The organism is Calditrichota bacterium (assembly GCA_014359355.1).
GTDB lineage: Bacteria > Zhuqueibacterota > Zhuqueibacteria > JANLFK01 > Oleimicrobiaceae > Oleimicrobium.
Window position 1 is genome coordinate 1 of record JACIZP010000118.1, and the last position, 18,484, is coordinate 18,484.

Genomic DNA, 18,484 nt, shown 5'->3' on the forward strand with positions numbered 1-18,484 from the left:
AACTTCGACGTGCTGGCGACTGGCAGCGTGCGGACTATATTCGGGACCGGCTGAAGGAAATGGGCGTGGTGTTGCAGGACGGCAGGGAAAAGACGACCTGGAGGTGGGCTTAGAGCTGGTCGGCGCGCCGCAAGGCGAGATTGAGAAATCCGAAAAAAGTCTGGAGGAATCAAAAAAAGTCCTTGACAGGGCGATTTTTTTTTATAAATTAGCAAGCTGTCTTTTGGGAGAAGCGCACCTGCCAGGATTGTGGAGCTTCGTTTGGGTTGCGCCACCATAGCTCAGTTGGTAGAGCACCTCACTTGTAATGAGGACGTCGCGGGTTCGATTCCTGCTGGTGGCTCAGACAGACGTACGCACGCCACTTGTGTCTTCCCCAAAAGATCGACAATTTTGTGGTACGTGGGGAGGTTCCCGAGCGGTCAAAGGGAACAGACTGTAAATCTGTCGGCTCTGCCTTCGGAGGTTCGAATCCTCCCCTCCCCACAGAAGCCGGGATTTGAAGAGTTCCATTCCGCGAAGTCTCATCGGCAGGTGGGCTTCTCACACAACTCTTCGATCCCGCAGCTTTGCGGGAGTAACTCAGCTGGCTAGAGTCACAGCCTTCCAAGCTGTTGGTCGCGGGTTCGAGTCCCGTCTCCCGCTCAGCTGTGCCCGCGTCAGGCAAGAGGGGCGCACCTCCCGGGAAGGGGAGGCTTGGTGGTGGGACCACCTGATGCGTGGGGAAAACGGGGGCGCAGAGCAAGTGGTGGCACGCTGGGACGTTCTGGCGGTGATGCCCACGTAGCTCAGTCGGTAGAGCGCATCCTTGGTAAGGATGAGGTCACCGGTTCAATCCCGGTCGTGGGCTCGGCTGTCCCGGCCCTGGAGGAGTCGTCAGACACCTTGTGGAGGAGATGAGCGATGGCGAAGCAGAAGTTTGAGCGGACGAAGCCGCACGTGAACATAGGGACGATAGGTCATGTGGATCATGGGAAGACGACGTTGACGGCGGCGATTACGCAGGTATTGAGTCGTCGGGGGTTGGCGCAGGCGAAGTCGTACGATGAGATTGACAATGCGCCGGAGGAGAAGGCGCGGGGGTTGACGATCAATGTGCATCATGCGGAGTATGAGACGGAGGCACGGCATTATGCGCATGTGGATTGTCCTGGGCATGCGGATTATGTGAAGAACATGGTGACGGGTGCGGCGCAGATGGATGGGGCGATATTGGTGGTGAGTGCGGCGGATGGGCCGATGCCGCAGACGCGGGAGCATGTGTTGTTGGCGCGTCAGGTGAACGTGCCGTATTTGGTGGTATTTTTGAACAAGACGGATCAGGTGGATGATCCGGAGTTATTGGAGTTGGTGGAGTTGGAGGTTCGGGAGTTATTGAGTCAGTATGAGTTTCCTGGGGATGAGGTGCCGGTGATCAAGGGGAGTGCGTTATTGGCGTTGGAGCATCCGGATGATCCAGAGAAGACGCGGTGCATTGTGGAGTTGATGGAGGCGGTGGATCGGTACATCCCGACGCCGGTGCGGGATGTGGACAAGCCGTTTTTGATGCCGGTGGAGGATGTGTTTTCGATTACGGGTCGCGGGACGGTGGGGACGGGTCGTATCGAGCGTGGACGGGTGCGGGTAGGGGATGAGGTAGAGATTGTGGGTTTGGGGGCGCAGCGGCGGACGGTGGTGACGGGGGTGGAGATGTTTCGGAAGATATTGGATGAGGGGATAGCGGGGGACAATGTGGGTTTGTTGTTGCGGGGTATTGAGAAGGATGAGTTGGAGCGGGGGCAGGTGATTGCGGCGCCGGGTTCGATTACGCCGCACACGAAGTTTGCGGGCAATGTGTATGTGTTGACGAAGGAGGAGGGGGGACGGCACACGCCGTTTTTCAATGGGTATCGGCCGCAGTTTTATTTTCGGACGACGGATGTGACGGGGACGATACGGTTGCCGGAGGGGGTAGAGATGGTGATGCCGGGGGACAATGTGACGATGGAGGTGGAGTTGATCACGCCGATCGCGATGGAGGAGGGATTGCGTTTTGCCATTCGTGAGGGTGGTCGCACCGTCGGCGCCGGCGTGGTCGGCAAGATTATCGAGTAAAGCCGCCTCCTTGAGGCAAACACAGCACGCAGACTGCTGGAGAGTGCATGGCTGGGCAAACCATCAGAATCAAATTGCGAGCATACGACCATCGGCTTCTGGACAAGTCCACAGAGAAGATCATCCAGACGGCCAGGAACACGGGCGCTGAAATATCCGGGCCCATCCCCTTGCCAACGCGCAGGACGGTGTACACGGTCTTGCGCTCGCCGCACGTCGACAAAAAGTCGCGGGAGCAGTTCGAGACGCGCATCCACAAGCGCCTCATCGACATCCACAACTCGACACCAAAGACGGTGGACGCGCTCATGAAGCTGGAGCTGCCTGCGGGCGTCGACGTGGAGATCAAGGGGTGAGGGGCGCCGTCAGCAAACTAAACGGGCAATAGACGAGAGAGCTATGTTGGGATTGATCGGTAAGAAGGTGGGCATGACGCGGCTCTTCGATGCGTCGGGCAACATGGTGCCGGTGACAGTGATTGAGGCCGGGCCCTGCTACGTCGCTCAGATAAAGACCGCGGAAAAGGACGGCTACAACGCCGTGCAACTGGCCTTTGGCGAGCGACGCGCCAAGTTAGCCACCAAGCCCTTGTTGGGGCATTGTCAGAAGGCCAACATCAAGCCGCCGCGCGTGCTGCGGGAGTTCCGCGACTTTGCCCTGGCAGAGAGTGTGAAGCTGGGCGACGTGCTCAAGGCGGATTTGTTCAGCGAAGGCGATGTGGTCTCGGTCACGGGGGTGTCGAAAGGGCGCGGGTTCGCCGGCGTGGTCAAGCGGCACCACTTTGGTGGTGGCCCCAAGAGCCACGGACAGAGCGACCGTCATCGCGCCCCGGGTTCCATCGGCTCGTCGTCATTCCCCTCCCGCTCTTTCAAGGGATTGCGCATGGCCGGCAGAATGGGCGGCGATAGGCTGACCGTCCGCAATCTGCAGGTAGTGAAGGTGGATGCGGAGAAGAACCTGATTGCAGTGAAAGGCGCCGTGCCTGGTGCGCCGAATGGCATCGTCATCATCAAGAAAAAGTAGATAGCGCCATGAAACTTGCGTTGCATAAGACCGATGGGAGCACTGCCGCCGAGCTGGAGGTGCCAGACGAGATCTTCGCAGCGGAACCGAACCGAGGAGTGATCCACCAAGCAGTGGTGGCCGAGTTGGCCAACCGCCGACAAGGGACCGCTTCCACGCGCACGCGCTCCATGGTGCGCGGTGGTGGGCGCAAACCCTGGCGACAAAAGGGGCGGGGCACGGCGCGTGCCGGCACGATTCGCTCGCCTCTCTGGGTTGGTGGCGGCCGCGTCTTTGGGCCACACCCGCGCGACTATCACCAGAAGCTGTCGAAGAAGATGAAGCGTCTGGCGCGCATATCGGCGCTCTCGGCAAAGGCGAAGGCTCAGGAACTCCTGGTGGTTGAGGACTTTTCTGTGGAGAGCGGCAAGACGCGCGACATGCTCAGCATTCTGCAAGGGATCGGCGTGGCCGACAAGAAGACGCTGCTTCTTATCCCTGCTGCCGATGAAATGCTGCTGCGGGCGGGCCGCAACTTGCCCAATTTGGAGATCCGCCAGGCCAGCACGGTGTCGACCTACGACATTCTCAATTGCCAGATGCTGGTCATTCAGAAAAGCGCCTTGGACGAAATGCAGAAGGTGTTGGTGTCATGAGAAAGCTGCACATTATCTTGCGCCGGCCCATAGTCACCGAGAAGATGCTCAAGCTGCAGGAGACGCATAGGCAGTACGCCTTCGAGGTCGACGCCGAGGCCAACAAGATCGCCGTCAAAGAGGCGGTGGAGAAAAAGTTCGACGTCACCGTGGAAGACGTGCGCATCATGAACGTGAAGGGCAAGAGCAAGCGGATGAACACCAGGCGTGGTCTCACCCGTGGGCGGCGCGCCAACTGGCGCAAGGCGATTGTCACCTTGCGCGAAGGCGACACCATCGACCTGTTCGGTACGCGTTAGCACATGACAAGCTCAAGGTAGAAAGAGACCCTGATGGCAGTCAAGACGTTCAAACCGGTAACCCCGACGCTGCGGTTTCGCACGGTTTCGGCATTCGACGAAATCACCGAGACCAAGCCGGAGAAGAGCCTACTGGCTCCGCTGCGCAAGACGGGCGGCCGCAACAACGTGGGAAGGATCACTTCGCGCCGCCGTGGTGGTGGCCACAAGCGCGCTTATCGGCTCATCGATTTCAAGCGCGACAAGCTGGAAATCCCCGCGCGGGTGGCTTCCATCCAGTACGACCCGAACCGCTCGGCCAATGTGGCGCTCTTGCACTACGCAGACGGCGAGAAGCGCTACATCCTTGCGCCGGTCGGCCTCAAGGTGGGCGATGAAGTGCTCTCTGGGGAAAAGCCCGAGATCAGAATCGGCAATGCCATGCCGTTGCGTAACATCCCGCTGGGCACTTTCATCCACAATGTGGAGCTGAAGCCTGGCAAGGGCGGGCAGATCGCGCGCGGCGCGGGTACCTATGCGCAACTGGTGGCGAAGGAGGGTGACTACGGCCATGTGCGCCTTCCATCGGGCGAGGTACGGCTCATCCGCCTGGAGTGCAGAGCCACCCTCGGCCAGGTGGGCAACGTTGAGCACGATTCGCTGAGTCTGGGCAAGGCCGGCGCCTCGCGCTGGCTGGGCCGTCGCCCCAAGGTGCGCGGCGTAGCAATGAACCCTGTGGACCACCCCATGGGCGGAGGCGAGGGCAAGAGCTCTGGAGGTCGCCATCCTTGCTCGCCGTGGGGTCAATTGGCCAAAGGGTTGAAAACCCGCGGCCGGAAACCTTCTGACAAGCTCATTATCAGGAGAAGAAAAGGCTAAGCGAGGAGACATGGCGCGCTCGGTAAAGAAAGGTCCGTACGTCGACCAGAAATTGCTGAAGAAGATCGAAGCCTTGAACAGGGCCAACCAGAAGAAGGTCATCAAGACGTGGGCTCGCCGCTCCACCATTCCGCCGGAATTTGTCGGCCATACGTTGGCGGTGCACAACGGCAACAAGTTTATCCCGGTGTTCATTACCGAGAACATGGTGGGACATAAACTGGGCGAGTTCGCACCGACGAGGACTTTCCGCGGCCATCCAGAGAAGGCAAAGGAAAAGGCGACGCGCGTGCATTGATGGCGAGTAGAGGCATTCTGAGCGGAGATAGGTGATGGAAGGACGTTGTGTGGCAAAATACTTGAGGACGTCGCCGCGAAAGATGCGCCAAGTGGCGGACTTGATCCGGGGCCGCGGCGTTGAGGATGCGCTCAACATCCTCCACTTCAGCCCCAAGGCGGCATCTCGCCCCTTGGAGAAAGCGCTGCGCTCGGCAGTGGCGAATCTCATGAACAGCGACGAGGGCGCCAAGCTCTCGCCAGAGGAACTCTTCGTCAAAGAGATCCAAGTCAATGCGGGCTTTACCCTGCGCCGCTATCGCGCGGGATCCATGGGGCGAGCAAGCAGGATTCGCAAGCGCACCTGCCACGTTGCCATCGTGGTCGCTGACGCAGGCGAAAAGGCAGCTCACGCTTAAGTGGTGCCGTTTGTTACCCTGATCACCAGCAGGAGGAGAGTTTGGGACAAAAGGCAAATCCAATTGGCATGCGCGTAGGCATCACCCGCACGTGGGAGTCGAACTGGTTTGACGAGCGGGATTTTGCCGGCAAGTTATCGGAAGACCTGTTGTTGCGCAACTACATCAGGAACCGACTCCAGCGCGCAGGTGTGTCCAGGATCGAGATCGAGCGCACCGCGAAGAACATCAAGGTCACGATTCACACGGCACGGCCAGGGATTGTGATCGGGCGCAAAGGCGCCGAGGTGGACAAGATCAAAGAAGAGCTGGAGCGGCTGACCAAGACAGAGGTTCACATAAATATTCAGGAGATCAAGCGGCCGGAGCTGGATGCCTACCTGGTGGCCGAGAATATCGCCAGTCAGCTGGTGGCCAAGGTCTCTTTTCGCAAAGCGATGAAGCGGGCCATCATGTCCACCATGCGCATGGGGGCCGAGGGAGTGCGGATCGTCTGCTCGGGAAGGCTGGGCGGCGCAGAAATGGCCCGCACCGAGCAATACCGGGAAGGGCGGATCCCTCTCCACACCTTCCGCGCGGACATCGATTTTGCCCGCGCCACTGCGCGCACGACCTACGGCACGGTGGGGGTCAAGGTGTGGATTTGCAAGGGCGAAGTCTTGGGCGCCAAGGGCGCCGTGGAACATAGTCGAGACTGATACGGAGATAGCACCTTATGTTAATGCCAAAGCGCACCAAGTGGCGCAAGCAGCAGCGTGGACGCATGAAAGGCATCGCCACCAGAGGAGCGACGCTCACGTTCGGCCACTACGGGCTCAAGGCGCTGGAGCCGGCCTGGATCACGCAGCGGCAGATCGAGGCGGCGCGTATCGCCATGACCCGCCACATTAAGCGTGGCGGCCGGGTGTGGATTCGCATCTTCCCTGACAAACCGGTCACCAAGAAGCCGGCGGAGACCCGCATGGGCAAGGGCAAAGGCGCCCCCGAATACTGGGTGGCCGTTGTCAAACCGGGCCGCGTCCTCTTTGAGCTGGAAGGGGTTTCGGAGGAGCTGGCGCGCGAGGCTCTGCGCCTGGCCGCGCACAAGCTCCCGATTCGGACGAAATTCGTCGCCAGAGCCGAGTACGGAGCATAGGCCATGAAGATGGAGGAAATCAAACAGCTGCCTGTCGAGGAGTTGAAGCTGCGCCTGGATGAGGCAGTGGATGAGCTGCACAACCTCCGTTTTCAGCACGCGACGCATCAGCTGGACAATCCTTTGAAGATCCGGCTGCTGCGCAAAGATATCGCGCGCCTGAAGACGGTGCTGCGCGAATATGAACTGGGTATCAGGAAGCCGAAGCAATAGCCTTGTCATGGGAAGGACCATGGAGAATACACAATCAGCGGGACCCAAAGTGGCACAGCGAGGTGCGCGCAAGACGAAGGTCGGGGTAGTGGTCTCCGACAAGATGAACAAGAGCCGCGTGGTGGCCGTCACCCGGCGGGTCAAGCACCCGCAGTACGAGAAGTACGTGACACGGACCTCTACCTTCATGTGCCACGACGAGGCAAACGAAAGCCATGTGGGCGACAAGGTGTTGATTATGGAAACTCGTCCCCTCAGCCGTCGCAAGCGTTGGCGGCTGGTGGAGATCATCGAGAAGGCGAAGTAGTGAGAATGGCATTGATCGAGAGCACAGGAAAGCGTGAGCAATGATCCAGACCTACACACGACTCAATGTTGCCGACAACACCGGCGCCAAGCGCGTCATGTGTATCCGAATCCTGGGGGGCAGCAAGCGTCGCTATGCGACGGTGGGTGACGTGATCGTCGTTGCCGTGAAGTCGGCGCTGCCCGGCGGGAGCGTGAAGAAGGGCGACCTGAGCAAGGCGGTCGTCGTGCGCACCAAGAAGGAGACGCGCCGCCCGGATGGCTCGTACATCCGCTTCGACGAGAACGCAGCCGTGCTCATCAACGATGCGGGTGAGCCCAAAGGGACGCGTATCTTCGGCCCGGTGGCCCGCGAGCTGCGCGAGAAGCAGTTCCTCAAAATCGTATCCTTAGCATCCGAAGTGCTGTGAAGAGGCGGCACCGACGGCGAAGCAGAGGCAAGGCAGAAGATGAACGTACGAAAAGATGACATGGTGATGGTAATCTCCGGAGACGACCGCGGCAAGCGGGGCCGGGTGTTGAAAGTATTCCCGGAAAAGAACCGCGTCATCGTCGAGGGGGTCAACTTTATCAAGCGCCACACCAGACCGTCGCAGCAGAACCCCCAGGGTGGCATAGTTGAGAAGGAGGCCCCGATTCATGCCTCCAATGTCATGGTCATCTGCCCCAAGTGTAACGAGACGACAAAGGTGGGCGTGAAGGTCATTAGCGACAGCCGTACCGGCCGTGCAACCCGCGTGCGCTACTGCAAAAGCTGCGGCGAGATGTTGGTGAAAAGCTCATAGTTTGGGAAAGGCGGACACAAGGCCCTATGGACTATAAACCGAGACTCTTGGAACAGTATCGCGCTGAGATCGTGCCCTACTTGATGAAGCGCTTCGGCTACAAGAATGTCATGCAGGTGCCACGCCTGGAGAAGATTGTCCTCAACATGGGCGTGGGCGATGCACTGGAAAATCGTAAGCTGCTGGACATGGCCATGGACGAGATGGCGGTCATTGCCGGACAGCGGCCGGCCATCAGTAGGGCGCGCAAGGCGATTTCTAACTTCAAGCTGCGCGCCGGCAACCCCATCGGCTGTCATGTGACCCTACGCGGGTGGCGCATGTATGAGTTCCTCGATCGCTTGATCAGCATTGCCCTACCGCGGGTGCGTGACTTCCGTGGCCTGTCGGACCGTTCGTTTGATGGACGGGGCAACTACTCCTTGGGGATCAAGGAACAGATCATTTTCCCGGAGATCAACTATGACAAGGTAGAGAAGATCCGGGGCATGGATGTTACCATTGTGACCACCGCAAAGACCGACGAGGAGGCTTACGAGCTTCTCGCGGCATTTGGCATGCCATTTATGCGCAGAGAAAGCGCGTGACCGGAGACTAAACGCGGAGAGTAGAGCTTGGCAAGGACATCCTGCATCGCGAAGATGAAGAAGCCACAGAAGTTTGCCGTACGCCACCGCAATCGCTGCACCCGCTGTGGGCGGCCGCGTGGATATTTGCGGAAGTTTGGCTTGTGTCGCATCTGCTTCCGGGAGCTTGCCGGGCAAGGCATGATCCCGGGTGTGATCAAGTCCAGCTGGTGACCAGCGGCGTTTTCGGCAAGAGGAGATGATAGATGTCAATGACCGATCCCATCGCTGACTATTTGACCAGGATCCGCAATGCGCTGCGTGCCGGTCACAAGAAGGTGGACATCCCGGCTTCGCGTCTGAAGACCGACATCACCCGCATCTTGCAGGAACAGCACTACATCCACAGCTTTGTGCTGGTGGAAGACGGCAAGCAGGGAATGCTGCGGATTTACCTGCGGTACGACGAGAACGAGGAGCCGGTGATCTCCGGCCTGGAGCGCGTCAGCAAACCAGGGCAGCGAAAGTATGTGGGCGTGGACGAGATCCCGCGGGTCCTCAACAACTTGGGCATCGCCATTTTGTCGACGCCGAAGGGGGTGATGACTGGTCAGCAGGCGCGCAAGGCGGGCGTCGGTGGCGAGGTCTTGTGCTACGTATGGTGAGAGCTTCTCAGTGTAGGAGACTGTTGTGTCACGAGTAGGAAGAGTTCCCATTGTGGTGCCCGGCGGCGTCACGGTCACTGTTGCCGACAAACGGGTCTCGGCCAAGGGGCCGAAAGGTGAGCTGTCACTGGAGTTACCACCCTCGCTGACCTGCACGGTGCAGGATGGACAGGTGGTGGTGGCTGCGGATCCAAATGCGCCACAGGCCAGGCCGCTTCACGGGCTGTTCCGGACCCTGATCGCCAACATGATCGTGGGCGTCACCGAGGGATTCCAGAAGCGCTTAGAAGTGGTGGGCGTGGGCTACCGGGCCGAGGTGGTGAACAACCGCCTGAAGCTGCAGTTGGGCTATTCCCACCCCATCGTGTTCATACCGCCGGCAGGGATCACCTTTGAGGCGCCGACGCCCACCAGTATTGTCGTGAAAGGGATCGACAAGGCATTGGTGGGTCAGGTTGCCGCCAAGGTGCGCTCCTTCAAGCCACCTGAACCGTACAAGGGCAAGGGGATTCGCTACGAAGGGGAGCAGGTGCGGAAGAAGGAAGGCAAGAGCGCCGGACGATGACGGTGAGATGACAGACAGCGGACAGCAGAAGAAACGCAAGTGAGCGATGAAGAACTCGACTTTCAAAGCAGAGGCGCGGGCACGCAAGAAGAAGCGGATTCGTAAACGGGTGCATGGCACCAGCGAACGGCCGCGCCTGGTGGTCTTTCGCAGTAACCGGCACATCTATGCCCAGTTGGTAGACGACACCACCCACCGTGTCTTGACCGGTGTGTCCAGCCTCACCGAGGCTCTTCGACCGGCGGTCAAAGAGGCCAAGAGCAAGGTTGAGGTTGCAAGGGCGGTCGGCAAAGGTATTGCCGAGAAAGCCAAGGAGCTCAAGATTACCAAGGTGGTTTTCGATCGAGGTGGGTACTTGTACCACGGCCGGGTGAAGGCGCTGGCTGACGGCGCGCGCGAGGGAGGACTGCAGTTCTGAGGCCCGGCAGAGGCGGCGCAAGTGATGGCGAACCCGCAAACAGCAGGAGTAGAGCTTGGAGCGCATCAACCCAAGTGAACTGGAACTGAAAGAGCAGGTAGTGCACGTCAACCGTGTGGCCAAGGTGGTCAAGGGCGGACGGCGCTTTAGCTTCAACGCTATCGTTGTTGTGGGCGATGGCAAAGGACACGTAGGCGTGGGACTGGGCAAGGCCAACGAGGTGACCGACGCCATTTCCAAAGGGTCGGAAGCGGCCAAGAAGAACATCATGCGCGTGCCGCTGGTGGGGAACACCATCCCGCACCTCGTCATTGGCAAGTATGGCGCCGGCAAGGTGCTGCTTCGCCCGGCCTCGCCTGGAACTGGCGTCATCGCAGGCGGCGCGGTGCGTGCCATCATGGAGGCGGCCGGCGTGCGGGACGTGCTGACCAAGTCCCTGGGCTCCGCTAACCCTCATAATGTGGTCAAGGCGACCGTGGTTGCCCTCAGCAAGTTGGTGGATGCCCGGGCGATGGCCAAGAAGCGGGACATGAGCCTCCGCGAGTTGTTTGGGCTGGAGGAAACCCCGGCTAAGGCAGAAAACGACTGAGCGAGACGGATGTAGCAATGGCAAAGAAGACGCGGAAACTTCGGGTGACCTTGGTGCGGAGTACCATAGGCCGCCATTGGCGGCAGAAATTGACAGTGCGGGCGCTCGGTCTGCGTAAGCTCCACCAGAGCGTGGAACACCTGGACACGCCGCAGATCCGGGGGATGATCGCCAAGGTTGGTCACCTGGTGAACGTGGAGGAGCTGTAGCGGCATGCCTGAGGGTGCCGCTATGGGAATGTGTGCGATAAGCAAGCCTTGAGGAACGATGAACCTATCGCAGCTAAAACCACCCGCAGGGTCAAAGAAACAGCGCAAACGCCTGGGCAGAGGCGATGCCTCTGGGCACGGAGGCACCTCAACGCGGGGCCACAAGGGACAGCATTCTCGGTCCGGCGCGAAGCATCGGGCCTGGTTCGAGGGTGGACAGATGCCCCTGCAACGGCGAGTGCCCAAGCGGGGTTTCACCAGCCCCTTCAAGAAAGAGTACCAGGTCGTGAACCTTTCTGACCTGGAGCGCCTGGAGGCGGTAACGACCGTCGACCCTGCCGTGCTTCGCGAGAAGGGGCTTATCAAGAAGAAAGGGCTCCCCGTCAAGATACTTGGCTCCGGGCAGCTGACTCGCGCTTTGCAGGTATCCGCTCACGCGTTCAGCAAGTCCGCCAAGGAAAAGATTGAGAGCGCAGGCGGGAAGGTGACGGTGCTATGATCAGGGAATTCCAGAGCGCCTTCAAGATCCCAGAGCTGAAGCGGAAGATCCTCTTCACGCTCGGCATTCTGGTTGTCTATCGTATCGGTGGCCACGTGCCCATCCCCATGGTCAGCGGACCGGCACTGACTGCCTATATCGACTCGGCAATGGGGGGCGGCGGCCTTCTCGGGCTCTACGACCTTTTCGCCGGAGGCGCCCTGAAGCGGGCCACCGTGTTCGCGCTCGGCATCATGCCCTACATTTCTGCCTCGATTATCTTGCAACTGCTCGGGGCAGTGGTGCCCTATTTCCAGAAGTTGCAGAAGGAAGGCGAGGCGGGACGCAAGAAGATCACCCAGTACACGCGATACGGCACGGTGCTCATCTCCGCCTTCCAGGCGTACGGGGTGTCGGTCTTTCTGCGCTCCATTCCGCCAGTGGAGACTGTCACCAAGACGGGGGAGCGCATCCTGTTGCGGGTCGTGTCTGCCGACACTACGGGGCAGATCATTCTCTTCACGTTTCTGACGATGTTGACCCTGGCCGCGGGGACGGTGCTCATCATGTGGCTGGGGGAGCAGATCACGGAACGGGGCATCGGCAACGGCATTTCCCTGATCATTTTCATCGGCATCATTGCCCGCTTCCCGAACTCCATCTTCAACGAGCTGCAGCAGGCGCTCACTGGGAATCGTGGTTTGCTCACGGAGATCTTGCTCATCGCGGTCTTTGTGGGCACGGTGGCGGCAACGGTGGCCCTCACGCAGGGCACTCGCAAGATCCCCGTGCAGTACGCCAAGCGCATCATTGGCCGGAAGATCTACGGGGGGCAGAGCACCCACTTGCCACTGCGCGTCAACACGGCAGGCGTAATGCCCATCATCTTCGCTCAGTCGATTCTGTTTGTGCCGCAGACGATTCACACTTTTCTGCCCAAGAGTGGTTTCGTCGAGTCGTTGAACAACATGTTCTCTGCCACCTCGGTGGTTTACTGGCTGATCTACGGGATCTTGATTGTCTTTTTCACCTACTTCTACACGGCGATTGCTTTCAACCCCGTCGATGTGGCGGATAACATGAAGAAGTACGGGGGCTTTATCCCGGGTGTGCGCCCGGGTGCCAAGACCAGCGAGTTCATCGACCACATTCTCACACGCATCACGCTCCCCGGGTCGATAGCTCTGGCGATTGTGGCCATTTTCCCGTACTTCTTGACCAAGGTGTCCAACGTCTCCTATGACTTTGCCTCGTTCTACGGCGGCACCTCGTTGTTGATCGTGGTGGGTGTGGTGTTGGACACCTTGCAGCAGGTCGAGTCGCACCTGCTTATGCGGCACTACGACGGATTCTTGAAGACCGGTAGGATCAAAGGGCGCAGGCGGATGTAGCGCGCCGCCTGGTCAGAGAATGGGCCCCAGCGCATGCGCCTGATCATACTTGGAGCGCCCGGCACCGGCAAGGGGACACAGGCCAGTTTGCTTGCCAGCCATCTGGGGGTGGTGCACATCTCCACCGGCGATATGCTTCGCGAGGCGGTGGCGCAACGCACGCCACTCGGGCAGAAGGTGGAAGGAATCATGGCGGAGGGCAAGCTGGTGCCGGACCAGCTCATGATTGAAGTGGTCTCCGAGCGGTTGCGGGCAGCGGATTGTCAGCGCGGGTTCATTCTCGATGGCTTTCCCAGGACCCTGGCTCAAGCCAAGGCGCTTGATCGGCTCTTAGAGGCGCAGGGGAAAGCCATCGATTTGGTCTTGATGCTGGATGTGCCGGCTGCTGAGATCGTGAGGCGCCTGAGTAGCAGGCGCGTGTGCGCGGCATGCGGGGCTGTGTACAACCTTACCATCGATGAGGCGGCACGCACGGGAAAGTGCCCCGCATGTGGCGGGCAACTCGTCCAGCGTCCGGACGATAGAGAAGAGACCGTGCGCGAGCGACTTCGCGTTTACGCGCGGCAGACACTGCCTTTGCGACGTTATTATGAGCAACAAGGAAAGCTGCGCGTCATCGCGGGTAATAGATCGATCCCTGAAGTGCAGCAGGCTGTGCAGGAGGCGGTGCAGCGACTAAATACCACGACAACATCCCACTGAAAGGGCAGCGTGAAATCGAGCTGATGCGAGCCAGTTGCCGCCTCGTCGCCGAGGCCCTGGCGCTGGCGGAGTCGCTGATTAGGCCGGGACTGAACACTGAGGTACTTGACCGGGAGGTCGCAAGCTTTCTCAAGGCACGCGGTGCGCGCGCGGCGTTCAAGAACTACATGGGTTTCCCCGCGCACATCTGCGTGTCGGTGAATGAGGAAGTCGTGCATGGCCTGCCTGGGCGAAGAGTGCTGCACGAAGGGGATATTGTCGGGGTAGACATCGGCGTGGAGATGGCGGGCTACTACGGAGATGGGTGCAGGACGTTCCCCGTAGGTCAGATCTCCCCAGAAAAACAGCGCCTGCTTGCGGCGACAAGAGAGGCCCTGTACGCGGGTATCGCCCAAGCGCGCGTCGGCAATCGGCTGTCGGACATCTCGCACGCCATTCAGACGACGGTGGAGAACCAGGGTTTTTCCGTGGTGAGGGCCTTGGTGGGGCACGGCATCGGTCGCAGCCTGCACGAGCCACCGCAGGTGCCAAATTTCGGGGCACCCCATCGCGGCGTGCGGCTTCGCGCCGGGATGGTGCTGGCCATCGAACCGATGGTGAACATGGGCTCGCACGAGGTCGTTACCTTGTCGGATGGGTGGACGGTGGTGACAAAAGACAGGTTGCCCTCTGCCCACTTTGAACACACGGTGGCCATCACCGACGGGGAGCCGGTGATCCTCACCGAGGATTTCACGGTTGAGCGGTAACACAGGAGGTCCATGGCTAAGGAACAACCGATACGAGTTGACGGCACGATTATCGAGACATTGCCCAACGCCGCGTTCCGCGTGGAGCTGGAGAACGGTCACAAAGTGCTCGCCCACATCTCCGGCAAAATGCGCATGCACTTTATCCGCATTCTGCCGGGTGACAAGGTGACCGTGGAGTTGTCTCCCTACGACTTGACGCGCGGGCGCATCACGTATCGGTACAAGTAGCTTGCCTTTGCGCAAGCAACAGCGCTGCGGTTTGTGTGGCCGCTTAATGGAGGTGGGAGGCCACAAGCTTCCCATCAGCAAAGAACATTGTGTCGATTTGGAGCAGCTATGAAAGTACGGTCGTCGGTGAAGAAGATTTGCGAGAGCTGCAAGATCGTCAAACGCAAGGGCGTGGTGATGGTCATTTGCAAGAACCCGCGCCACAAGCAGCGGCAGGGTTAGCAGCCATTTGACTTTTCTTCAAGGAGGCGGTTTTGGCACGCATTGCTGGAATCGATTTGCCAAAAGAGAAGCGCATCGAGGTGGCCCTGACCTATATCTACGGCATCGGCCTCACCTCGTCGCGGAAAATCCTGGCGAAAGCGGGAGTGAACCCTGACATCCGCGTCAAGGACCTTTCGGCCGATGATGCGGCGAAGATTCGTAACATCATCGCTGCGGAGTACAAGGTGGAGGGTGCGCTGCGTGCGGAAGAGACGATGAACATCAAGCGGCTGATGGACATCGGCTGCTACCGCGGGCTCCGTCATCGTCGCAACCTGCCGGTGCGCGGCCAACGCACGCACACCAACGCGCGTACCCGGCGTGGCAGGCGCCGCATCGTAGGCGTGAAGAAGAAATAGCTGGCACGGACACTCATTTGCGAGGTGGAGGTAGAGTTTGAGCGCAATGCGAAGACGCGCGCGTAAGCGCGAGCGGGTCGAGGCCAACGGGGTGGCACACATCAAGGCCACCTTCAACAACACCATCGTCACGCTGACCGATAGCTATGGCAATGTGATTTCGTGGGCGTCTGCCGGCAGGATCGGGTTCAAGGGCTCACGCAAGAGCACACCCTTTGCGGCGCAATTGGCTGCCGAGGCGGCGGCAAAAGAGGCCCTGGATCTGGGTCTGCGGCGCGTGGAGGTGATGCTCAAAGGCCCAGGTGCGGGTCGCGAGGCGGCAGTGCGATCGCTGCAAGCGGCTGGTCTGCAGGTGGTGGCGATCAAGGACGTCACCCCTATCCCGCACAATGGCTGTCGGCCGCCCAAGCGGCGCAGGGTGTGAGTAACCGATAGGCAGCGTCCCAACAGAGAACGCGAGTTCTGGAGGCAGTTTCCTTATGGCAAGATACACTGGACCGGACTGCAAACTGTGCCGCCGCGAAGGGCAGAAGCTGTTTCTCAAAGGCGTCAAGTGCGACACCGCCAAGTGTCCGTTCGAAAAGCGCGGCTACGCTCCTGGTCAACATGGGCGCACCAGGAGGTTCAAGCAGTCCCAATACGGTTTGCAATTGCGCGAAAAGCAGAAGGTTCGGCGCATCTACGGAGTGCTGGAGGCGCAGTTCCGCAACTACTTCGAGAAGGCGGTGCGGCAGCCTGGCATCACCGGCGAGAATCTGCTTCGCTTGCTGGAGACCCGCCTGGATAACGTGGTCTACAGGCTGGGACTTGCTCCATCGCGCAAGGCAGCACGCCAGCTGGTGCGGCACCGGCACTTCATGGTGAACAATCGCATCGTCGATATTCCGTCGTACCACCTGAAGCCAGGCGATGAGGTGAAAGTGAGGGCCAAGAGCCGTCAGCTGGAGATCTTCCACGCCTCGATGCGCCGCATGCGCGAGGGACGGCAGTTGCCGTGGCTGGCACTGGACAAGGCAAACATGTCCGGGACGCTTTTGGAAATCCCAAGTCGCGCCGATATCCCGCTGCCCGTCAACGAAAGCCTCATCGTGGAGCTCTACTCCAAGTAGCGGCCCACGTTTGCGGTCTGGCCACGTGGCACAAGACACATTTGTGGAGTGAACATACATGAGCTTACCAAACTTTCAAATGCCGGAGACCATCGAGCTCGATGAGTCGGTCTACAGCAACACCCACGGCCGGTTCATCGTGCAGCCCTTGGAGAAGGGCTTTGGCGTTACCATAGGCAATGCGTTGCGCCGCGTGCTGCTCTCCTCGCTCCCGGGCGCAGCGATCACCATGGTGCGCATCGACAAGGTGCAGCACGAGTTCTCGACGATCCCCGGCGTCAAGGAGGATGTCGCCGAGATCGTCATGAACCTGAAGGAGGTGCGCCTCAAACTCATCAACCGCAAACCCGACAAGGTGGTCCTCCACCTCAAAGGTCCGCGGGAGTTCAAGGCCGGCGACATCCAGGTGAATCCGGGCGAATTCGAAGTCCTGAACCCGGAGCACCACATCGCCACGCTCAACGAGAAGGCCGATTTCAAGATGGAGCTCCGCATTGGGCGAGGCCGTGGCTATGTGCCTGCTGAGGAAAACCGGCTGCCTGACATGCCCATCGGGTCGATTCCCATCGACGCCATCTATACGCCCATCAAGAACGTCCGCTACACGGTGGAAAACACCCGCGTTGGGCAGCGCACCGACTATGAGCGGTTGATCTTGGAGATCGACACTGATGGGAGCATCACCCCGGACGACGCTTTGACCTACGCCGGACAGATTCTTCAGGACCACATTCGGCTCTTCATCAACTTTGAGGTGGAGCCTGAGGAAGAAGAGCCGGTGGAGGTGGACGAAGAGGCGGTGCGCATCCGCAAGCTGCTGAAGATGAGCGTCGAGGAGCTGGAGTTGTCAGTACGGGCCTCCAACTGCTTGCGGGCCGCCAACATTCAGACGATCGCCGACTTGGTGCGGCGAGACGAACAAGAGATGCTTCGCTTCCGCAACTTCGGCCGCAAGTCGCTCCAGGAGCTCAACAGGATTCTTGAGTCCCGGGGCCTGCACTTCGGCATGGACGTGGATAAATACCTGCAGGAAGAAGCAAAGTAGCCAAGATCACGACAGCTAAGGCGAGAGTCGATGCGACACAACAAGAAAGTGAAGAAACTGGGCCGAACGGCTAGCCACCGCCGTGCGTTGCTTGCCAATCTGGTGACTGCGCTTTTCGAACATTTGAGCATCAAGACGACATTGGCCAAGGCCAAGGAAGCGCGCCGTCTTGCGGATCGCCTCATCAACATTGCCAAACGCAACGACTTGCACTCCAGGCGGCTCGTGCTGGCAACCGTGCGCGACAAGACGGTCGTCCGCAAGCTCTTTTCCGAAATTGCCCCGCGCTATGCAGACCGCAAGGGTGGCTACACGCGAGTGGTGAGCCTCGGGCATCGCTACGGCGACGGGGCAGAGCTGGCCATCCTGGAGCTGGTTGGCTACGAAGGGGTGCAGAAGGCGCGCATCGAGGCGCAACGCGAGAAGCGCGAAGCCAAGAAGAAGGAAAAGGAGAAAGAGAAGGCTGCGGAGAAAGCGCCGGCTGCGCAGGCCGAAAAAGAGGACTGACGCGGCAGAGCACCTTGACCTTGGTGAGCGAGCTGTGGAGCAGGTCGCACAGTGGAATTGGGCGCAGCAGGCAACCTCGGGGTTGCCTTTTGCTTTTCTGGCCGTTGCGGCCGGGAGCGGTCTGATTGTGAAGAGGTAAGGGGCCATGACCGACCAACAAAGAGGAACCATCAGAGCGCCGCGAGGCTCGATGCTCACGTGCAAAGGGTGGCATCAGGAAGCCGCGCTGCGCATGTTGATGAACAACCTCGAGCAGGGGGCAGACCCGGCGCATCTCATCATCTATGGCGGCAGCGGCAAGGCGGCGCGCAACTGGGAAGCCTACGATGCCATTGTCGCCTGCCTGAAGAGCTTAGACAACGACGAGACCCTCCTCATCCAGTCGGGCAAACCGGTGGGCATCTTCAGGACGCATAGCTATGCGCCGCGCGTGCTCATCGCCAATTCGCTGATCGTGCCCCAGTGGGACAACGATGCCTATTTCGACGAGCTGGATGCTAAAGGGCTCATCATGTACGGCCAGATGACCGCGGGCAGTTGGATTTTCATTGGGCAACAAGGCATCTTGCAGGGCACCTACGAGACCTTCGCCGC

33 protein-coding genes and 4 tRNA genes are annotated in these 18,484 nt (G+C 59.8%); all 37 read left to right on the top strand.

Features of this window, described 5'->3' with window-relative positions; translation table 11 throughout:
* The first annotated feature begins 270 nt into the window (after nucleotides 1-270).
* A tRNA-Thr gene (locus H5U38_04820) sits at nucleotides 271-343 on the top strand.
* Between the two features lie 61 nt (nucleotides 344-404).
* Nucleotides 405-486: transfer RNA gene (locus H5U38_04825), tRNA-Tyr, on the top strand.
* A gap of 85 nt (nucleotides 487-571) precedes the next feature.
* Nucleotides 572-645: transfer RNA gene (locus H5U38_04830), tRNA-Gly, on the top strand.
* Between the two features lie 132 nt (nucleotides 646-777).
* A tRNA-Thr gene (locus tag H5U38_04835) sits at nucleotides 778-850 on the top strand.
* A gap of 53 nt (nucleotides 851-903) precedes the next feature.
* The gene (tuf, locus tag H5U38_04840; protein MBC7186345.1) at nucleotides 904-2,094 is read left to right on the top strand and encodes an elongation factor Tu; all 1,191 of its coding nucleotides are present in this window, start codon (nucleotides 904-906) and stop codon (nucleotides 2,092-2,094) included.
* Between the two features lie 47 nt (nucleotides 2,095-2,141).
* A complete protein-coding gene (gene rpsJ, locus H5U38_04845) occupies nucleotides 2,142-2,450 on the top strand; it encodes a 30S ribosomal protein S10 (GenBank protein MBC7186346.1) in 309 nt (102 codons plus the stop codon).
* A 43-nt stretch (nucleotides 2,451-2,493) separates the two neighbouring features.
* Nucleotides 2,494-3,117: a 50S ribosomal protein L3 gene (rplC, locus tag H5U38_04850; GenBank protein MBC7186347.1), complete on the top strand. Its 624-nt coding sequence runs from the start codon at nucleotides 2,494-2,496 to the stop codon at nucleotides 3,115-3,117.
* A gap of 8 nt (nucleotides 3,118-3,125) precedes the next feature.
* Complete coding sequence (rplD, locus tag H5U38_04855) at nucleotides 3,126-3,752, top strand: 50S ribosomal protein L4 (protein ID MBC7186348.1); 627 nt, start codon at nucleotides 3,126-3,128, stop codon at nucleotides 3,750-3,752.
* Nucleotides 3,749-4,051: a 50S ribosomal protein L23 gene (gene rplW, locus H5U38_04860; protein ID MBC7186349.1), complete on the top strand. Its 303-nt coding sequence runs from the start codon at nucleotides 3,749-3,751 to the stop codon at nucleotides 4,049-4,051. Before rplD ends, rplW begins: the two co-directional genes overlap by 4 nt.
* 33 nt (nucleotides 4,052-4,084) lie before the next feature.
* Nucleotides 4,085-4,909 (top strand): 50S ribosomal protein L2, encoded by an 825-nt coding sequence (rplB, locus tag H5U38_04865; protein MBC7186350.1) that lies wholly within the window; start codon nucleotides 4,085-4,087, stop codon nucleotides 4,907-4,909.
* Between the two features lie 10 nt (nucleotides 4,910-4,919).
* Entirely contained in the window at nucleotides 4,920-5,207 is a 288-nt protein-coding gene (gene rpsS, locus H5U38_04870) for a 30S ribosomal protein S19 (GenBank protein MBC7186351.1), read from the top strand.
* 34 nt (nucleotides 5,208-5,241) lie between these two features.
* Nucleotides 5,242-5,604, top strand: coding sequence for a 50S ribosomal protein L22 (rplV, locus tag H5U38_04875; protein ID MBC7186352.1), 363 nt, complete (start codon nucleotides 5,242-5,244; stop codon nucleotides 5,602-5,604).
* Nucleotides 5,605-5,645: 41 nt separating this feature from the next.
* Entirely contained in the window at nucleotides 5,646-6,302 is a 657-nt protein-coding gene (rpsC, locus tag H5U38_04880; protein ID MBC7186353.1) for a 30S ribosomal protein S3, read from the top strand.
* A gap of 17 nt (nucleotides 6,303-6,319) precedes the next feature.
* A complete protein-coding gene (gene rplP / locus H5U38_04885; protein MBC7186354.1) occupies nucleotides 6,320-6,739 on the top strand; it encodes a 50S ribosomal protein L16 in 420 nt (139 codons plus the stop codon).
* A gap of 3 nt (nucleotides 6,740-6,742) precedes the next feature.
* Nucleotides 6,743-6,952 (top strand): 50S ribosomal protein L29, encoded by a 210-nt coding sequence (gene rpmC / locus H5U38_04890; GenBank protein MBC7186355.1) that lies wholly within the window; start codon nucleotides 6,743-6,745, stop codon nucleotides 6,950-6,952.
* A gap of 19 nt (nucleotides 6,953-6,971) precedes the next feature.
* Complete coding sequence (gene rpsQ / locus H5U38_04895) at nucleotides 6,972-7,259, top strand: 30S ribosomal protein S17 (protein ID MBC7186356.1); 288 nt, start codon at nucleotides 6,972-6,974, stop codon at nucleotides 7,257-7,259.
* A 40-nt stretch (nucleotides 7,260-7,299) separates the two neighbouring features.
* On the top strand, nucleotides 7,300-7,668 hold the full coding sequence (rplN, locus tag H5U38_04900; protein MBC7186357.1) for a 50S ribosomal protein L14: 369 nt from the start codon (nucleotides 7,300-7,302) through the stop codon (nucleotides 7,666-7,668).
* Between the two features lie 39 nt (nucleotides 7,669-7,707).
* Nucleotides 7,708-8,043 (top strand): 50S ribosomal protein L24, encoded by a 336-nt coding sequence (locus H5U38_04905; GenBank protein MBC7186358.1) that lies wholly within the window; start codon nucleotides 7,708-7,710, stop codon nucleotides 8,041-8,043.
* 26 nt (nucleotides 8,044-8,069) lie between these two features.
* Entirely contained in the window at nucleotides 8,070-8,630 is a 561-nt protein-coding gene (gene rplE, locus H5U38_04910) for a 50S ribosomal protein L5 (GenBank protein MBC7186359.1), read from the top strand.
* A 27-nt stretch (nucleotides 8,631-8,657) separates the two neighbouring features.
* Nucleotides 8,658-8,843: a type Z 30S ribosomal protein S14 gene (locus H5U38_04915; GenBank protein ID MBC7186360.1), complete on the top strand. Its 186-nt coding sequence runs from the start codon at nucleotides 8,658-8,660 to the stop codon at nucleotides 8,841-8,843.
* A gap of 32 nt (nucleotides 8,844-8,875) precedes the next feature.
* The gene (gene rpsH, locus H5U38_04920) at nucleotides 8,876-9,274 is read left to right on the top strand and encodes a 30S ribosomal protein S8 (protein MBC7186361.1); all 399 of its coding nucleotides are present in this window, start codon (nucleotides 8,876-8,878) and stop codon (nucleotides 9,272-9,274) included.
* 25 nt (nucleotides 9,275-9,299) lie between these two features.
* Nucleotides 9,300-9,839, top strand: coding sequence for a 50S ribosomal protein L6 (gene rplF / locus H5U38_04925; GenBank protein MBC7186362.1), 540 nt, complete (start codon nucleotides 9,300-9,302; stop codon nucleotides 9,837-9,839).
* A gap of 46 nt (nucleotides 9,840-9,885) precedes the next feature.
* Nucleotides 9,886-10,257, top strand: a complete 372-nt coding sequence (locus tag H5U38_04930; GenBank protein MBC7186363.1) for a 50S ribosomal protein L18 — start codon at nucleotides 9,886-9,888, stop codon at nucleotides 10,255-10,257.
* Between the two features lie 55 nt (nucleotides 10,258-10,312).
* A complete protein-coding gene (gene rpsE / locus H5U38_04935) occupies nucleotides 10,313-10,846 on the top strand; it encodes a 30S ribosomal protein S5 (GenBank protein ID MBC7186364.1) in 534 nt (177 codons plus the stop codon).
* Between the two features lie 17 nt (nucleotides 10,847-10,863).
* On the top strand, nucleotides 10,864-11,055 hold the full coding sequence (rpmD, locus tag H5U38_04940; protein MBC7186365.1) for a 50S ribosomal protein L30: 192 nt from the start codon (nucleotides 10,864-10,866) through the stop codon (nucleotides 11,053-11,055).
* Nucleotides 11,056-11,113: 58 nt separating this feature from the next.
* Nucleotides 11,114-11,554, top strand: coding sequence for a 50S ribosomal protein L15 (rplO, locus tag H5U38_04945; protein MBC7186366.1), 441 nt, complete (start codon nucleotides 11,114-11,116; stop codon nucleotides 11,552-11,554).
* Complete coding sequence (secY, locus tag H5U38_04950; GenBank protein ID MBC7186367.1) at nucleotides 11,551-12,924, top strand: preprotein translocase subunit SecY; 1,374 nt, start codon at nucleotides 11,551-11,553, stop codon at nucleotides 12,922-12,924. The genes rplO and secY overlap by 4 nt, the downstream gene beginning before the upstream one ends.
* 33 nt (nucleotides 12,925-12,957) lie before the next feature.
* Complete coding sequence (locus H5U38_04955) at nucleotides 12,958-13,626, top strand: adenylate kinase (protein MBC7186368.1); 669 nt, start codon at nucleotides 12,958-12,960, stop codon at nucleotides 13,624-13,626.
* Nucleotides 13,627-13,649: 23 nt separating this feature from the next.
* Nucleotides 13,650-14,375 carry a type I methionyl aminopeptidase gene (gene map / locus H5U38_04960; protein ID MBC7186369.1) on the top strand — a complete coding sequence of 242 codons (726 nt, stop codon included), beginning with the start codon at nucleotides 13,650-13,652 and terminating at the stop codon, nucleotides 14,373-14,375.
* 12 nt (nucleotides 14,376-14,387) lie between these two features.
* Complete coding sequence (gene infA / locus H5U38_04965) at nucleotides 14,388-14,606, top strand: translation initiation factor IF-1 (protein ID MBC7186370.1); 219 nt, start codon at nucleotides 14,388-14,390, stop codon at nucleotides 14,604-14,606.
* Nucleotides 14,607-14,714: 108 nt separating this feature from the next.
* Nucleotides 14,715-14,828: a 50S ribosomal protein L36 gene (gene rpmJ / locus H5U38_04970; GenBank protein MBC7186371.1), complete on the top strand. Its 114-nt coding sequence runs from the start codon at nucleotides 14,715-14,717 to the stop codon at nucleotides 14,826-14,828.
* A gap of 32 nt (nucleotides 14,829-14,860) precedes the next feature.
* Nucleotides 14,861-15,229, top strand: a complete 369-nt coding sequence (rpsM, locus tag H5U38_04975) for a 30S ribosomal protein S13 (GenBank protein MBC7186372.1) — start codon at nucleotides 14,861-14,863, stop codon at nucleotides 15,227-15,229.
* A 46-nt stretch (nucleotides 15,230-15,275) separates the two neighbouring features.
* Nucleotides 15,276-15,653, top strand: coding sequence for a 30S ribosomal protein S11 (rpsK, locus tag H5U38_04980; GenBank protein MBC7186373.1), 378 nt, complete (start codon nucleotides 15,276-15,278; stop codon nucleotides 15,651-15,653).
* Nucleotides 15,654-15,708: 55 nt separating this feature from the next.
* Nucleotides 15,709-16,338: a 30S ribosomal protein S4 gene (rpsD, locus tag H5U38_04985; GenBank protein MBC7186374.1), complete on the top strand. Its 630-nt coding sequence runs from the start codon at nucleotides 15,709-15,711 to the stop codon at nucleotides 16,336-16,338.
* A gap of 58 nt (nucleotides 16,339-16,396) precedes the next feature.
* The gene (locus tag H5U38_04990; GenBank protein MBC7186375.1) at nucleotides 16,397-17,383 is read left to right on the top strand and encodes a DNA-directed RNA polymerase subunit alpha; all 987 of its coding nucleotides are present in this window, start codon (nucleotides 16,397-16,399) and stop codon (nucleotides 17,381-17,383) included.
* A 30-nt stretch (nucleotides 17,384-17,413) separates the two neighbouring features.
* Nucleotides 17,414-17,890 (top strand): 50S ribosomal protein L17, encoded by a 477-nt coding sequence (gene rplQ / locus H5U38_04995; protein ID MBC7186376.1) that lies wholly within the window; start codon nucleotides 17,414-17,416, stop codon nucleotides 17,888-17,890.
* 145 nt (nucleotides 17,891-18,035) lie between these two features.
* A partial coding sequence (locus H5U38_05000; GenBank protein MBC7186377.1) for a urocanate hydratase occupies nucleotides 18,036-18,484 on the top strand: 449 nt, incomplete at its 3' end.